Here is a 17,437-nt window from a genome sequence, read left to right as displayed (position 1 = left end):
TGCTGGAGGTGTCATTTTTTGAATCAATTATATAAAGTATGGGTGTTTGTCTTGCTGTTTCTGACAATTCCGACACAGATGGTGTGGGCTGAAACGGTAGAGGAGCAGTTGAACAACCTGATCGGCCCGAAAGATCAGTACAATACGCTACTGTCTCCTGTTTATTTAAAAAACAATACGACGGAGGAGCGTATCAATCCTCAGAGCGGCGAGCTTGTTTTAAATCAAACCGATTATGTATTGCCGGGAAGGCGTGGAATGGATCTGGAAATCCGTCGCATTTACAAAAGCGGGATATCCAACATCCAAGAAATGAAAGTGAAGTATGTAAATGGAGCTTGGGTGGATGTTGCATCTTCGGATTGGTCGACATCCACTTTTTATGAAGACCGATATAATCTAGGGGTCGGTATGAGGTTTTCTTTTCCTGCAATGGAAGTTCGAAAAAATTTGGACGGCACAAGCCACATCTTTTTACACACGGACAGCGGTGATGTGTACCGGTTAAAGAAGAAGGAAGAAGGCGGCAAATTCTTTTATAACGTGGAAGGCCAAACCGTCAAAGATACCATCATTACGGAATCCTCGGATTTCAGCAATGGACAGGAGGACGGGACCTCCAAGTTCGTTGTAACCCGTAACGATGGGAAGAAAACGTATTTTGCCGAGGATGGGCGTGTGCTTGGTATCGTGGATCGATACGGAAATACGATCAAGTTCGAATATGCCGATGTGAAGGATTTGTTTCGGAATAAAAGACTCATCTCACAAATTACCGACACTGTAGGGCGCGTAATCACCTTTGAATATAAAGAGGACTATCAGTATAGGGTAGGAGCGGCAGGCAGCTTGCCGATGGATCCGAGCGATAGTCATAAAGCCTCGCAGGGGCCAAATGCCAAGGATTCAGGAGATTTGGATGGGAAATATCAGGTCATCGTGCATCTTCCTGGAGATAAGGCGTTGGTGTACGACAAATCGGCTACTCTCGTCGATTCAATGACTAAGCAGGTTATGCGGACAAGATTGCAGCGAGTGTATGATGTCGATAACCAACCCAAGTACCACTACTGGTACGAGCAGCCAGACCTTGGTTTCACCTTCAGCAATGGCACGCAATATTCCGCATATAACCGGTATGAGAATTTGGTGCAGGTCGATTATGTGAAGACGAACCGGGTCAAACGTTATGTGTACGATACGTACACCAAAAAGCTGAATGAAGATAAGGGCAGTATGCAATACCGTAAGGTTTTTGAGCAAAGCGAGCTGATCAAGAAGGGGTTCGATGCAACGCAGGCGGTATGGACCGACAGGTTCGTGACAGACACGAAAGATAAGGCAACCTACAAATACACCGGTGAAGCTGATGGCTTCGGAGCGGATGGCTATCAAGGGTACAATGAAATTTATTTGCGCGATACATACAGGTACTATACCGATCAGACCGATATGCGAGGCAACCTGATCAAGTATACGTATGATGGTTTGCAGCAGTTGGTTGTGACGGATAAGAGCGGCGCAGATCATAAAGAGACGATCACCAGTGAACGAGATGAATTGAAGTTGGTCAAAAAGCAGGAGACCGCTATGTACAACGTTTCCGGTGGAGAGCCCGTAGGCGAACCGGTCAAGAAGATTGAAAATTACCGATATGACGAATACGGGAACTTAACCAACTACACCGGACCGGAAGCGATCAGGGATGCTACCGGCTATCCTGTGGATGATGAGAGGACCGTCGTATATGCCTATGCTTACGATAAATATCACATTCTTTCGCAAAAAAGCTGGAAGCAAGACGCGGATACCAGGAATCAAATTATTTACGCTATCGATGACAAGGGAAATATTACGAAAGAAACAAGGGTAAATGCCAAAGTTGCAGGCGGAAATATAATTACCGACTATGAATATGACAGTTATGGCAACTTGACCCGTAAGGAGGTATCCACTGGCTCACAGTCTTTTATCACCCAATACGAATATGGTATCGATGCGAATGGAACTGATGTCAAGGGTGCGTATTTGACGAAAGAGTACGGCACGGTAGACGGTCAGGAATCGGCCAGAACACTTGCTTACGACTTTAACAACGGCAGTCTTCTAGCTGAAAACGATGCCATGGGAAACAAGACAATGTATGAATATGACGCACTTCAACGGCTGATGAAGAAAACGATGCCGGATAACAGTGTCAAAGCATACAGCTACGAAGAGAACCGTTTTGCCAATATGAAAATTCAATATACTGACCCGGAGCAGACGCCATTTCTCAACGAATATGATATTCTGGGCGCTCTAGTCCAAGCAAGCGTGTTCGACAACGGGGCATGGCATGTGCTGAAAAAAGTTGAATACGATTCGAAAGGAAACAAAACGAAAGAAACGGATGCGAACGGACATAGTGTTCTGCTCGACTATGACAGCAACTACCGTTTAACGAGAAAGACGTATATGGAGCAGGACACGGTGGATAAGGGGGCCGTAACCATCGCCTACAACTTTAGCGGGGATACCGAGATGCCGATCATTGTAACGATCACCGATGAAGAAGGCTATGTGCAGAAGTTGTATTCGGATATCGCAGGCAAGGTACTGAAGGCCGAAGTTACCCCGGACCGCGTCCGAATGGATGCGGTAACCTATACTTATGACTATACGGGCAACAAGCTGAGCGAAACCAATGCGCGAAATTATACGACCGGCTACGAGTACGATAGCCTAGGACGCATGACCGTGAAGCGGGATGCACTCGGCAACGAAACGTCCTATGCTTACAATGCGTTAGGGAAGATTGCGGTTCAGAAAGTTCCCGGCAGCAAAGTAACCGAATCATTGTTTGATGCACTTGGAAGAATGACGATGAAAAAGCTATACCGGGACGGCTCTCCGAACTATCTGTACACGGCATACGCTTATGACTTGAATGGCAACGCCATAAGAACAAAGCAGGGGCAGTTCACGGACGGAGTGGATACGGTATCGTCCGATATATCTTCCGCGTATAATGCGGTAAACAAGCTGACGGACGAATTTCGTAAAATCGACGACGCAAGAACGGGCCATATTAGTTACAGCTACGATAACAACGGCAACAAGACGCAGATGAAGCAATATGCCGACGCCGCCGAGACAGCGTTCCGTTTATTTTCGTACCATTACGACTTCGCCGGACGGCTGAAGGAAGAAAGCGGGGCTTACCGGGAGTCGGACGGAAACGGCGATTACACGGAGCACGGCTCCTATCTGCGAAAATACGAGCAGGACTACGCCGGCAATACGGTGCTGGCGCAGATTTTTAACGGCAGCGGCTACGATACGACACAATATGCTTACGACTACCGCAATAAGCTGGTTGCCAAAACGGAGCCGTACGGAAACGGCGGTGGCATCAAGATAACCACCTATCGTAACGATAAGAAAGGCAACAATCTGTCGGAAACGATAACTGTATTGGGAGCAGAAAACGTTACCTCCTACGAATATGACGGGCTTGGCAGAGTGGTGAAAACAATTGATCCGTTGGGCAATACATCCAGAATTATATATAACGAGGTTGGCAATCGCATCAAAGAAATCGATTCCCGTTATGCCAATATAGCTGACGATAAGGCGCCTGGCATTGAATACGAGTATGACCCTCTAAACAGGTTAGTAAAGGCTGTGGCTTTCGACGGGACCAGCCGTGAAGTCTTGGCTTATCGGGAATACGATGCTAGAGGCAATCTGGTTAAGGAAGCGGATGGCGAAGGGTATAATGCGGCTCAGCCCGGCAGCTCGATCGGGACCGTCTATGAGTACGATATGAATGATAAACAGACCAAGGTTATTTCCGCCCAAACATTTTCGCTTAATGCGAGTAGCGGATCGGCGTACTTTACGAAGAGATTCGTTTACGACGGCTCCGGCAACGTCATTTCGGAGACGGATGGACTCGGTAGAGAAACGAAGATTGCATACTATTTGAACGGCCTGCCGAAAGAGAAGACGTATCCGGACGGCATTGCGGAGCGTTACGATTACGATCTTAGCGGCAAGGCCATGGGGGCGAAAACAGATCGGGCGGGACGTGTAACGACGACATTCCTGACGATCTTCGACAAGCCGTATCGGATCGACTATCCTGACGGAACTTCTGTGCAGTTTGCCTATTCCGCTAAAGGAGATCAAATAGAGAGCTTTGATGAGGTAGGTAATCGGACGCTACAGGAATACGATCCTTCCGGAAATTCGATTACGAAGAAGGAATATATCCGGACGGACGGTGTAAACCGTTTCTATAAGGTTTCACGGAAGCAATTTGACGAATTGAACCATTTAATCAACAGCGAGACATTCCTGCGACAAGAGTCTGGATCGGAAGCGGATACGGTAGAAACGTCTGCCGGTGATCTTGTAGAGTATTCATATGATAAGGCTGGACGACTTAAGACAACCTCCGGTCCTTTTGGCCGGGAAGCGATTCAAGAGTACGACCGTGCAGGGAACATAATTACAAAGCTGCAGAAGGTTGAGGATGGCAATTACGATGTACGGAGGTATGTGTATGATAGTCGGAACCGGGTTATGCAAGAGGCTTTGCTCGTTCCTACTTCAGACTTAAGCTCGGATCAGCTAGCCGCGGCGAAGTTCGATAATGAATATTATGACAGGGTCTTATCGACAACGAGCTACGATTATTACAAGAACGGCAAGGTGAAGAGTAAAAAAGACGCCAAAGGACAGGCAACTATATACGAGTACGATTACGATAAACGACCTAAGAAAAAGAAGGATCCTCTTGGCGCAGCAATGGCTTATCGTTACGATTTAGCTGGCAATCTGATCGAAGAAGTGAATGCAAGAGGAGTTTCAACCTGGTACGAATACGATGCAGTGAACCTGCTGATCCGCAAAATTACGCCGATTGATGGAACTTTGACTGCGGTCACGAGGTACTTGTATGATGCAGCAGGCAATCTCATAAAACAGATTGCCCCGAATGATTATGACCCGCTAAAGGACATTCCTACCCTGCTCGAAACAATGGCAGGCATGGTCTATGTTTATGATGCCAGAAACAGAAGGACGACAACTATTGCGCCGGATGGCCGAGGTATCGAGTACATCGCATATAATGCCCGGGGGCAAGCGGTAAAAGTCGTATCGGGTATACAGTTTATGGGGGATATTTCCTCTTCCTTGGGAACGGTTTATGCATACGATGGCTTAGGCTATGTTGTGAGATCTGTCGACGCAATGGAGTACAGCACGTCGTATCAATATGATGTGCTAGGGAACGTGACGGTACATACAGATGCAAGGAATAATACGACAAGGTATGATTATAATCCTAACGGCACATTGGAGAAAGCAACATTTGCTGATGGAGGAACAATCGCTTATACGTATGATAAGCAGGGACGCAAAATTTCAGAGACAAACCAGCTAAACAATACGAATTCATATAGCTACAATGCGTTCGGCCAAATGAAGACGACGACAGATCCTTACGGGCAGGTGACAGAGGATAAGTACGATCTGGTTGGCAATATGACAGCATCGAAGGATAAACGGGGAAGTATTACATTATTCAAATATGACGCCAATCGAAAAGTGACCGAGAAGCGAACGCAGCTTGATTTGGATAAGAGCGGGAATGTGGTGTATGCCGTAGAAGCGTATACATATGACCCTATGGGCAATATGATCAAGAAAAGCATCTCGGATTCCAAGGATGAGGCATTTTATCGGGAAACAATCTATACGTATTACGATAATAACGCAGTTGCTACTGTTGCGGATAACAGCGGGGCATTTGCCAGAAATCGTTATGATCGGAACGGCAACATCATCAAGACTGAAAAGCTGCGTGACGGAGATCAATACGACTTTACGAAATTTACGTATGACAGCATGAACAGGGTGACGCAGCGTATTCAACTGGTCGATTCGGACGATTTCGATAGCGAGGCCGGGTATAACGTTCCCGAACTGAAGGATGACGAATATCCGGACAAGCTTCGAGTAATCACCGGCTACGAGTACGATTCGGTGGGCAATCGGGTGAAAGAAATCGAACCGCGCGCATTTGCCGTGTCAAGTTCAGAAGATAGGGAAGCTTTTACGGTGCGTTATACGTACGACGCCTTGAATCGAGTTAAGCAAACGATTCGCAAGGTGAACGGAGCCGATCTGTCTACACAGTATAATTACGACGAGGCAGGAAACAAAATCGCTGAACGCAATGAACGAAACTTCGAAACCAGCTATTCATACGACAACATGAACCATTTGCAAACGGTCACAGATCCGGAGCAGCATACGTTGGCTTACCAGTACGATCTTGCTGGAAACAGAACCATCGTAACGAATGCTCAGCAAAATAGCGTGAGTTACAGCTACGACAAGCTGAATCGACTTGTTACTGTAACCGACGCCTACAATGTTGTCATTCAGCGCAATATGTATGATGCGAATGGTAATGTCATCAAGAAAATCGATGCCAAAGGATATTTGTCGGGTGGTATCGATGAAGAACGATACGGTTCGCTGTACGAGTATGATCTAGCCAACCGTCTGGTGAAAATGATCGATCCGGAACTGGCCGCGCGTAACGAGCCGGAGTTGCTTACACAGGCATACCGGTACAATGCGGCAGGACAGAAGGTTAAGGAAACGGACGCATTGGGTCACTCCACCTCGTATGAGTATGATCCGGCAGGCCGACTGGTCAAGATGACTGATCCGCTTGGTGTTGCCACGGCATACGACTATGACAAAGCAGGCAATAAGCTATATATGATTGATGGCCGAGGAAAAGCAACGAAATATAGCTACGGCGCATTCGGTTTGCTGCGAGAAACGACGAATGCCGCAAACAGTTCGATCCGTTATCAGCACGACCTTTCGGCGAACGTAACCGTTATGATTGACCGGCTTGGCAACCATACAAAGTACCAGTACGATAACCGTAACTTCCTCGTTGAGAAATCGGTAGCGGAAACCGGCGACCGGATTATGTATGCGTACGACGAAGCGGGTAATCGGATCTCAATGAAGGACGACAGCGGCATAAGCAGCTTTACCTACGACAGCCGCAATCAATTGAAGCGCATTGAAAAAGACGGCGTGATGCAGCTAGCGTACACCTACGACGAGATCGGCAACATCGAGACTGTAACTGATGCGAAGGGCTTTATGACGACCTACGGTTACGATAAATCGAGCCGGATGGAGCATGTTGCTTTTAACGGCAAAACAACTTCTTACAGCTACGATGAGAACGGCAATCGGACGTCGATTGAGTATCAGGGCGGTGTGCGAGAGGAGTATGTTTTTGACAGAACTAACAGATTGATATCGCTTGCCAATAAAGGGCCGGACGGCAGCCAAATTTCCAAATACAGCTATACGTATGACGATGCGGGACGTCAAGCAACGAGGACGGACAGCTTTGGGATAACCAATTACAGCTATGATGCCGCAGGGCGGATTGAGAAGGTGGAGGCGCCTGGCAAGACGACCGTATACGGCTACGACCGTGCCGGTAACCGTCAGTCTCAGCAGGAGACCTATACGTCCACGCAGCCGAGCGGCTACAACGACCCCGGCACCCAAGCGGAAGTACAGTACATGGTGAAGAAAAGCGAGTATGTATATTCCGCGGCGAACGAACTGCTTCAGCTTACAGAAACGATGCTGGATGCCGGCAAGAAAGTGTTGGAAAAGACGACCGGTTACCTTTACGATGAGAATGGCAATGAAATACGCCAGAAGGTCAGCTATTTGCGTCCGCATACGAAGAGCATGAGGCAAACAACCGGAGGCAACCTGTACGGCGACGAAGTGGCGGACGAACTGAGTACGCTGCTGGAAAAAGTAAGCAGTACGTTTGACGGTTTCAACCGGTTGAAGCAGATGGAGAAGGTGAAAGCCGGGGAGCGGGTAACCGTCGACTATATTTATAACGGCGACGACCTCCGCACCCGCAAAACGGTTCGTAGCTCGAAGGACGGCTATGCGGAAAAAGTGACGAATTATTTGTACGACCGTCAGTACGTTATTCTGGAAACCGATGCAACCGATCAGGTGGCGACAAGGTACATTAGAGGAATCAACTACATTGCTCGCATCGATCAGTCAGACAAGCTGTCGTATTACCTGTACAACAGTCATGGAGATGTCGTTCAGACGGTAAATGAAGCAGGCGTTGTGGAAAACCAATACGACTATGATATTTTCGGTAACCCGACATTGACGATCGAGCAGAATGGGAACGCCATCCGGTATGCCGGAGAGTTTCTGGACGAGGAAACGGGACTGTATTATCTCAGAGCGCGCTACTATAACCCGTATACGGGGAGGTTTATATCGGAAGATAGTTATTGGGGTGAGGATACGAGCCCGCTTAGCTTAAACAGGTATACTTATGCGCATAATGATCCATTGAAATATCTTGATCCAACCGGACATTCTATAACAGTTTCAATTGGATCTTATATTACTGATGTATTCGAAACAGCGGCATCTGCTTCACGAGCTGGATTATGGGGCATGGTAACTGGTGTATTTGTTGGTGGGTTAACTGCAAATCCAACCCCTGCGGGAGAGTCCCAGGAGGATATTGATAGAATTAGGGCAAATAATCTGGAGAATACACAATTTGTTGGACCAACAATATCACCGCCACTGATTGGACCCTTGGTTCAGCCTCTGCATATAAATGTACCAGAAGCCCCAGCTATTGAACCTACACTAACAGTAGCTCCAATAGATACTGCGTCTCCTTCATTTGTTAATAGGGATTTTACATTAAATGATGATAACACTTATACTGTTAAATCTGGAGATAATCTAACAAGGATATCAAATGCGACCGGTGTTTCCATTGACCAAATTGCAAGATTAAACAATATTCAAGACGTTAATAAAATAAGGGAAGGACAAATATTATTTTTATCTAATCAAATAGAAAAGGATTTGGGATCGTTAGTAAACGAATTTCCTATAATTCAACCTGAATTGGGGATTGAAATCTTTCCTCTAGATGAAATGCAAGAACCCGACATAGATAGTTTCCCGATATTACAGGATAAGCCGGTTATAACGAGATTTCCGACAACTATCAGAGGAATGGAAGTAGAAACATTTCCAATTACCCAAGAGGAGTTAATAATATATCTTACTGGTCTAAAAGTGAGTTCGAATCTACTTGGAAGCGGTAAAGTAGGAGATTTTACTGGTCTTAAAGGAACCACTATTGAGGATATTCTTTCAAGGATACCCTCAAATGCAAAAGGAAGGATTTTAACTCCAATTGAGGGAGGGGCACAGGAAGGATTCGAATATAAATGGGATCAGGATGGAGAAAAATGGACAGTGAGAGTTCATGGGCCTGATGCAAGTGCACCGGCTGGGTCAAATTCTGCGGAAGATTGGATAGTAAGGGTTTTAAAAGGAAAAAAGAGCATGGATGCTGACGGAGTCTTCCATCCGAGAGGAATCTTCAGTCCAGATAGTCCTTTCTACGATGAAAAGTTGATAAATGACGTTCATATCCCTATCACCGCACCATCTATCACACCAAGTATTGAAGGGCCAAGTTCTTCGAGTAATACAATAAACTTTTACATTAGCCAGATCATTTCTGGAGATAAGGGAATATTTATTTCTGATTCGATTGAGAGGAGGCTCGCTCCAAATGCGTACTATACTAACGATGGTTTTGTGCATACCGATGTGCGGGGACATACTGTGACAGGAAACTATGAGTTTGACAATGATTCAAGAGTTGCTTGGATTCCCAATGGTGTGGGGGAAGTTGTTGTTAATAATAATACTGTGCTGCCGGAAGGGGCCTATTATATTAACTAATGGAATATAATATTGTTGGTTATCGATATGCACATGTCAAAGTGAGGAGGTTTAAAGGGATCATTTCTATAGTTAACAAAACTAACTTTAATATCAACGATTAATTAAGGAGGCTGACATGGCTGATATATTGCAAATGTACCGAGATGCTATAAATTCGGATTGTCCAGAGCGCAAGATAGATGAAATTGCGGACATACTTGAATATGGTAAAGTCAATAAAGAGATGGTGAAAGTTCTTATTTACGAAATGATGGAACATGCCCGTAGAGAACAGGATGGGGCAATTAAGGAAAGTTTATTTAATGCTATGAGTCTTGCTGCCGTTCATCAAAATATTGGGGAAGATATAGAATGGGATCCTCTACTTAACGATCTCGAGACTGTCAACGTTACCTATCTTGAAGATATTATTTTATGTCTTGGTTTTTCCCGCAAGGCTAAGTATCTTTCGGTGATCAAAACATACTTAAGCCATCCTAAACAGCAAATTGTACAATGTGCAGAAGAAGCTATAGAAGAAATTAACTATAAAATGAACAAGGTGAATACCCAAAAAGGGAAGTAATCAGAGAATCGCTGCTCCCAGCACAAAGATAAAAAAGGATCGCCGACTCACACTCTCCGGGTCGGCGATCCTTTTTCGACTTGATGTGTCCACTTCTAAAACATCCAATAACCCAGGCCAGGCTTCGATTAATAACTGCTGAACGGAGCCGCCCTGTTTAAACAGTATAATTACGACGAAGTAGGCAACAAAGTCTCTGAGCGTAACGAACGAAATTTCGAAACCCGCTATTCGTACGACAACATGAACCGTTTGCAAACGGTCACGGATCCGGAGCAGCATACGCTGGCCTACCAGTACGATCTTGCCGGCAACAGGATCGTCGTAACAAACGTTCAGCAAAATAGTGTGACTTACGGCTACGACAAGCTCAATCGACTTGTTACTGTAACTGATGCGTATCATGTTGTCGTTCAGCGCAATATGTACGATGCGAACGACAACATCATCAAGAAAATCGATGCTAAAGGATATTTGTCGGGCGATACCGATGAAGAACGGTACGGTTCGCTGTACGAGTATGATCTAGCCAACCGTCTGGTGAAAATGATCGATCCGGAACTGGCCGCGCGTAACGAGCCAGGGCTGTTTACGCAGGCATACCGGTACAATGCGACGGGGCAGAAGGTCAAGGAAACCGACGCATTGGGTCACTCCACCTCCTACGAGTACGATGCAGCAGGCCGACTAACCAAGGTGACTGATCCGCTTGGTGTTGCCACAGCATACGACTATGACAAAGCCGGTAATAAGCTATACATGATCGATGATGGCCTAGGAAAAGCAACGAAATATAGCTACGGCGCTTTCGGTTTGCTGCGGGAAACGACGAATGCGGCAAACCGTTCGATCCGCTACCAGTACGACATCACTGCGAACGTGGCGGTTATGATTGACCGCCTCGGCAACCATACGAAGTACCAGTACGACAACCGCAACTTCCTCGTAGAGAAATCAGTAGCGGAAACCGGCGACCGGATTATGTATGCTTACGACGAAGTGGGTAACCGAATCTCAATGAAGGACGATAGCGGCACAAGCAGCTTCACCTACGACAGTCGCAACCAATTGAAACGCATTGAAAAAGACGGGGTTATGCAGCTAGCCTTACCTACGACGACATCGGCAACATCGAGACTGTAACCGATGCGAAGGGCTTTACGACGACCTATGGTTACGACAAATCGAGCCGGATGGAGCATGTTGACTTTAACGGCAAAATCACAGCGTACAGCTACGATGTGAACGGCAACCGGACGTCGATTGAGTATCAAGGCGGCGTACGTGAGGAGTATGTTTTTAACCGGAACAACAGGCTTGTATCGCTGGCTAACAAAAAACCGGACGGCAGCGAAATATCCCTATACAGTTACACTTATGACGATGCGGGACGTCAAGCGACGAAGACGGATAGCTTCGGTAAAACCAATTACAGCTATGACGCCGCAGGGCGAATTGAGAAGGTGGAAGCTCCTGGAAAGACTACCGTATACGGCTATGACCGTGCAGGTAACCGTCAGTCTCAGCAGGAGACCTACACGTCCGAGCAGCCGAGCGGTTACAACGACCCCGGTACCCAAGCGGAAGTGCAGTACACGGTAAAGAAAAGCGAGTACGTGTATTCCGCGGCGAACGAGCTGCTTCAGCTTGTGGAAACGATGCTGGATGCTGAGGGCAAGAAAGCGCTGGAAAAGACCACCGGCTATCTGTACGATGAGAATGGCAATGAAATACGCCAGAAGGTCAGCTATTTGCGTCCACATTCCAAGAGCATGAGGCAGACAACCGGAGGCAACCTGTACGGCGACGAAGTGGCGGACGAACTGAACACGCTGCTGGAGAAAGTTAGCAGTACCTTCGACGGCTTCAACCGGTTGAAGCAGATGGAGAAGGTGAAAGCCGGGGAGCGGGTCACTCTTGACTATGTGTACAATGGCGACGATCTCCGGACACGTAAAACCGTACGCAATTCTAAGGATGGATATGCAGAGAAAGTGACGAACTATCTATACGACCGGCAGTATGTCATTTTGGAAACCGATGCAACCGATCAGGTGACGGTAAGGTATGTTAAAGGTATTAATTACATAGCTCGAATCGATAACTTAGACAAGCTGTCATATTATTTGTACAACGGTCATGGAGATGTCGTTCAGACCGTGAGTGAAGCAGGCGTTGTGGAGAATCAGTACGACTATGATATTTTCGGCAACGCAATCTTGACGGTGGAGCAGTATAGCAACGCGATTCGGTACGCAGGAGAGTTTTTAGATGAGGAAACAGGGTTGTATTACCTACGTGCACGTTATTACAATTCGTATACGGGATGGATTGTCAACAGTAAATCAGACAACTTTTTTAAGGGCTGCATGGCGATACTGAACAGGTGTCATGTATCCTAGTGATCCATGAATCCGATGCTTGTTAAACCAGTTCACATAATCGTATAATTCCAGTTCCAGATGACGAAGACTCTGGAAATTCATCTGATTCACAAACTCCGTTTTCATAATCTTGTAGGTCGCCTCGGCCACAGCGTTATCGTAAGGGCAGCCTTTCGCGCTTAGGGATCGGCCAATTTCAAATGTCTCCAAAAGCTCATCCATCTTTTGATTTTTAAACTCGCTGCCGCGGTCGGTATGGAAGCATTGAATCTGAGATAAATCACCCTGAACCGTCGCAAAGGCACGAGAAACCAACGCAGCATCCTTATGAGGACCTACACTATGGCCGATGATCTCTCGATTGAACAGGTCGATAAGTACACAAATGTAATGCCAACGATTTTGAACCTTCACATACGTTAGATCGCTGACAACGAATCGTTTAGCCTCGGTCTGATCGAATTGGCGACTCAGTGTATTGGCTGTAGACGCTTCATTACACGCGACCTTAAGAGGTTTATATTGCGCCCTTGCTCTTTCGTGATCCGACCAATTCGACGCCTGGAGACGACGAAACCACGTTCCTGGAGCTTGACTTTGATCTTGCGCGTACCGTAAGCTTTTCGATTCTTATGGAAAATGTCCGTAATCGCTTCCGTGACATCGTCTTCATTCGCTTGTTCCTTCGCTTCATAGTAAAACGTACTTCTTGCGATTTGCAGGACGTCGCACATTGCTGATACCGAGTATTTATCACGGTTGTTCTGGATGATAGCTACTTTCGTCCCATGATCAGCGCGGCTTGCTTTAAAATATCCACCTCCATTTTCAGACGCTGGTTCTCTTTTCGTAAGGCAACCAGCTCATTGTCTTCGGAAGAGCGATTGTCCTTCTCCTTGAAGGAGCCCGTCGATTGGGCCTGTTTGATCCAGCGATCTAGAGCGGAGGCTGTGAGGTCATATTCCTCTACAATTGCTGCTCTGGATTTTCCGTTTTCATAGAGTTCCACCATTTGTTTTTTGAATTCTGCTGTAAAGGTACATCGTTGTTGTTTTGGCATTGTAGAGATCCGCTCCTTTGAATGATAGGTTTATTCTACAAGCCCTCATTTTTATTGTCCAACTTAGTGTAGCCGATCCAGGAAGATTTATTTCCGAAGATAGCTATTGGGGCGAGGATTCTAATCCACTCAGCTTGAATCTATATACGTATGTGACGAATAATCCAATTATGTTTGTTGATCCAAGTGGACATTCTGCGGCGACGGCGACTTATAGTCAAGAGTATGAAGATGCGTTAAGAGAAATGGCGAAAGGCGATGATGGTAATGCAATATGGGCTCAAAATGAAATAGAGAATAAGGGTTGGTATAAGGACGAGAATGGAAGTGTGTATAGCAAAGATGAAGTTTTACATGCGCTATATCCAGATTGGTATTCCACTCCAGCGAATATTACAGTGGGAGGGGAACAGATTGGAAATGCCCGAGTGGAGAATGGAGTATCTACGGGTAATTTGACAGATATAGCCAAAGGACTGGGTGGATCTGTACAGTGGAATGAGAACACGAGAACGGCGACACTTGCTCTAGGCAATCAGATCGTGACTTACAATTTGAATGACATGGTACACGGGCAAGGCGTAGCAAGTGATGGAACCATGTTTAGAATATCAAATGATAATAAACTACAAGTTTCGGTCAGAGACGTAGCGACGACTGCAAACGCATCGGGTAAAGATTCCTCTGCCAACCAGATTACATGATCTGTAGATTCTGGGACTGTCAACGTTACTATAAAAACAGCTTCAGAGGATCCTACTGTAACAGGTGCGGACGATCTAAAACGAATTGCAGATTTGTATCGAGCTGTGCCAAGCATAGACCCGAGTCCTAGTAATGGGATTTCTTCGAAAGAAACCAGTAGTAATCAATCATTTAATGGTTCTGAGGGGACGGGTAATAATTCACAGTTAGGGATATTATCTAAAAAGTATGAATCTAATGGGAAGCCAGGGACAGTCTCGAACGGGAATGGGGATCTAGGTGGTGCCTCTTATGGTGCCTATCAATTTGCAAGTACATTTAATGTCCCATTATCGTTTACTAAGTGGCTGAAGGATAAGGATGATGACTATTATGCAAGATTACTTTCTGCTTACGAAAAAGATGGAAATAAATATGGCGAGAAGTTCAATAGTACATGGAAGGAAATAGCAAATGAAAATAGTAACGTATTTTTACAATTGCAACACGATTATACGAAAGAGCAGTATTATGATAAGACTATAAGTAAATTAAAGAACGATATTGGATTTGATGTAGATCAACATAGTTTCGCATTGAAAAATGTTATTTGGTCAAGATCAGTTCAACATGGTGCTACTGGAGGGGCGAATGTCATTATAAATGCATTAAGTGGCTTAGATATTAAAAGCGCAAGTGAAGAAGAAATTATAAGAACAATTTATGCAGAAAGCGGAAGTGGTTCTAAGAACAATCTGAAGTATTTTGGTGGGAATTCTGCAGCAGTTCAAGCATCAGTATGGCAAAGATTGAATGTTGACGAACCAAATGAAGCTCTAAAGATGCTTTCAAAAGAACGAAATTAGATACAGTCGGAATAAAATGTGTGGCCCTCCAACTTAATGTAAGTTGGAGGGGAAAATATCCATCTGGTGCTTTTTGGAACAAACAATTTTATTCTGATATTTTTTAAGGAGTATAGATCTATGAAAAAAATATTATTTTATTCTTTTATAATAGTACTACTTTTACTTTCAGCTTGTAGTTTCCTAAAACCATCTACTTCAGAGCGCGCTGAAAATCCACAGAATGCTAAAATAAAAAGTAATTTAGATACTCAGACTCCCGCCGCTACTCCTACGCCTGCCCCCGCTTCTTTGCCTAATCTAGTTCCTTCCAAGGAGGAGCTGTTAGAACAAGGAAGTGCGAAAGCGGATACGTTTTATCTAGAATTGTTAATTCAAAATTATGAACAAACATTGATTGATGCAATAAATAATAATGATTTTTCACTAGTGGAACCTTCTTTAATTTCAGAAAGTAATTTATACAATTCTCAGAAACAGCTTATCTCCAATTTAAATGTGAAAAAAATCAAAGAAGAGTTAATTGAATATACTATTAAAGATATAAAAATAGATAAAAAAAGCAATGAGTATCAAATTTATGTTGAAGAAAAAATTTCTATAACATACCCGAACAGAACTGATTCGGAAACAAAAGAATTTAAATGGGTTTACACAGCGGTGCTAGATAAAGGAGTAGTTGGTTTAAAAGATGTTAATGAATGGAAATAATGGATAATAAGACGGAAAGTGGCTTAGTAATTTTCGATGATTTATTAAAAGACTGGCAAGCTTGGCATCCAATACAAATTGTGCGTTGTAATTGTCAACTTTGATTGAGTGTTCGTCACTCAGTCGAGGATTGTAGCTTAGCAGTGCTAGTCTAAATTGGTTCTATACTCACTAAGTTTCTTTCATATGGATTCTAGCAACTTTGGGCAGCAAAGATGTTTTAGTCCAGTACTTTGTACCACAACCGACCACTAAAAAACGCCGACCCAACCCGGGCCGGCGTTTCTTCAACTCGACGTATCCACATCCAAAATATCCAGCAAAAAGATAAAAATCGGGATACCCACAATCAGGCCCCATACCCCCAAATAATGCTCGGAGAAAAGAAGCACAAGGAACGTGTAAAACATCGGAAGGTTCATTTTGGAGGACATGAGCTTTGGATTCAGGAAGTAACCTTCGATGAAATGAAGCACGGCGATCATAATGACCACATAGATAACCATCGTGATGCCGTCGATATTGTAACCGATGATGCAAAGCGGAATGAGCGAAATGAGGAATCCCGCCACCGGGACCAAGCTCAGCAGGAAGACGATAATCGCCAGCGCAAACAAATAGTTGAACCCGAGAATCCACAGGCCAATCGTAGTCAGCACTGTGTTGCACAGCGCTATCAAAATTTGCGCTTCGATGACTTTACCGAAGGACAAGAGGAACTTTCTCCCGAAATACTCCAGCTCATCATACAGCCACGAAATTTTGCTTTGTTTGAGCCTTGAGGTAAAAGAGACGATGCGGTTTTTCTCGAGAATAAACACAAAGCTCAAAATGAGCGACATGACGAAGGTCGTTCCCCAATTGCTGGCCCGCAAAATATATTCAAACCCTTGTTTGACGTAGTTTTGCAGGTTCAATTCTTTCAGCGTACGGTAGATATAACGCAAAAATTCATCTTCCGGCATCGGCATGGTCGTCAAGCTGATCATCACGTTTTTGAGCTGTATAAGCTGAACGAGCAGCTTCGGCAAATAATGGACGAGGGCCAGAACGACAACCGAGACCAGCGCCAAATATAAAACGACAATGATAATCTTGCTGTTAATGACCAGAAATTTGCTCGTCTTCCGGGATACTGCCTGCTGCATACTGTTCATGACATAAGCAATTAAGAAGGTTAAAAGCACCAAATTCAGCATATCTCTTATCGTAATCAACAGAACGCAGATCAGTAAGATGATGAAGAAGCGCCTCACCGTCAAATTGGAAAAAAATTGCTTGAAATAATCCATCCATTCATCCCCAT

At 45.0% G+C, this 17,437-nt stretch carries 8 protein-coding genes and 1 pseudogene; 7 read left to right on the top strand and 2 right to left on the bottom strand.

Features of this window, described 5'->3' with window-relative positions:
• Positions 1–18: 18 nt before the first annotated feature.
• The 4 genes from EYB31_RS31230 (at position 19) to EYB31_RS31215 (ending at position 12,828) form a co-directional block, all read left to right on the top strand.
• Positions 19–9,858 carry a polymorphic toxin type 30 domain-containing protein gene (locus tag EYB31_RS31230; protein ID WP_131017411.1) on the top strand — a complete coding sequence of 3,280 codons (9,840 nt, stop codon included), beginning with the start codon at positions 19–21 and terminating at the stop codon, positions 9,856–9,858.
• Positions 9,859–9,976: 118 nt separating this feature from the next.
• Positions 9,977–10,426: a hypothetical protein gene (locus EYB31_RS31225; protein WP_131017410.1), complete on the top strand. Its 450-nt coding sequence runs from the start codon at positions 9,977–9,979 to the stop codon at positions 10,424–10,426.
• 243 nt (positions 10,427–10,669) lie between these two features.
• Positions 10,670–11,569, top strand: a complete 900-nt coding sequence (locus EYB31_RS31220) for an RHS repeat protein (RefSeq protein ID WP_131017409.1) — start codon at positions 10,670–10,672, stop codon at positions 11,567–11,569.
• A gap of 50 nt (positions 11,570–11,619) precedes the next feature.
• A complete protein-coding gene (locus tag EYB31_RS31215) occupies positions 11,620–12,828 on the top strand; it encodes an RHS repeat protein (RefSeq protein WP_131017408.1) in 1,209 nt (402 codons plus the stop codon).
• On the opposite strand, the pseudogene EYB31_RS31210 reads toward EYB31_RS31215, so the two are convergent.
• Positions 12,772–13,870 (bottom strand): annotated as a pseudogene (locus EYB31_RS31210) (IS3 family transposase). The gene EYB31_RS31215 and the pseudogene EYB31_RS31210 sit on opposite strands and share 57 nt — an antisense overlap.
• Positions 13,871–13,887: 17 nt before the next feature.
• Here EYB31_RS31210 and EYB31_RS31205 point away from each other — a divergent pair.
• The 3 genes from EYB31_RS31205 (at position 13,888) to EYB31_RS31195 (ending at position 16,131) form a co-directional block, all read left to right on the top strand.
• Positions 13,888–14,574: an RHS repeat-associated core domain-containing protein gene (locus EYB31_RS31205; protein ID WP_131017407.1), complete on the top strand. Its 687-nt coding sequence runs from the start codon at positions 13,888–13,890 to the stop codon at positions 14,572–14,574.
• A gap of 105 nt (positions 14,575–14,679) precedes the next feature.
• A complete protein-coding gene (locus EYB31_RS31200; RefSeq protein WP_131017406.1) occupies positions 14,680–15,420 on the top strand; it encodes a VgrG-related protein in 741 nt (246 codons plus the stop codon).
• Positions 15,421–15,540: 120 nt separating this feature from the next.
• Positions 15,541–16,131, top strand: a complete 591-nt coding sequence (locus EYB31_RS31195; protein ID WP_131017405.1) for a TcaA NTF2-like domain-containing protein — start codon at positions 15,541–15,543, stop codon at positions 16,129–16,131.
• A 287-nt stretch (positions 16,132–16,418) separates the two neighbouring features.
• Here the strand turns inward: EYB31_RS31195 and EYB31_RS31190 are convergent, their stop codons facing one another.
• Complete coding sequence (locus EYB31_RS31190; protein ID WP_131017404.1) at positions 16,419–17,423, bottom strand: AI-2E family transporter; 1,005 nt, start codon at positions 17,421–17,423, stop codon at positions 16,419–16,421.
• Positions 17,424–17,437 lie beyond the last annotated feature (14 nt).

Source organism: Paenibacillus thalictri (genome assembly GCF_004307995.1).
Classification (GTDB): domain Bacteria; phylum Bacillota; class Bacilli; order Paenibacillales; family NBRC-103111; genus Paenibacillus_AF; species Paenibacillus_AF thalictri.
The sequence above is the reverse complement of the archived record's forward strand: the minus strand, read 5'-3'. Positions and strand labels throughout refer to the sequence as shown.

Coding starts and splice junctions, on each gene's coding strand:
- EYB31_RS31225 (WP_131017410.1), top strand. CDS start 9,977: ATGGCTGATATATTGCAAATGTACCGAGATGCTATAAATTCGGATTGT.
- EYB31_RS31220 (WP_131017409.1), top strand. CDS start 10,670: ATGAACCGTTTGCAAACGGTCACGGATCCGGAGCAGCATACGCTGGCC.
- EYB31_RS31215 (WP_131017408.1), top strand. CDS start 11,620: ATGGAGCATGTTGACTTTAACGGCAAAATCACAGCGTACAGCTACGAT.
- EYB31_RS31195 (WP_131017405.1), top strand. CDS start 15,541: ATGAAAAAAATATTATTTTATTCTTTTATAATAGTACTACTTTTACTT.
- EYB31_RS31190 (WP_131017404.1), bottom strand. CDS start 17,423: ATGGATTATTTCAAGCAATTTTTTTCCAATTTGACGGTGAGGCGCTTC.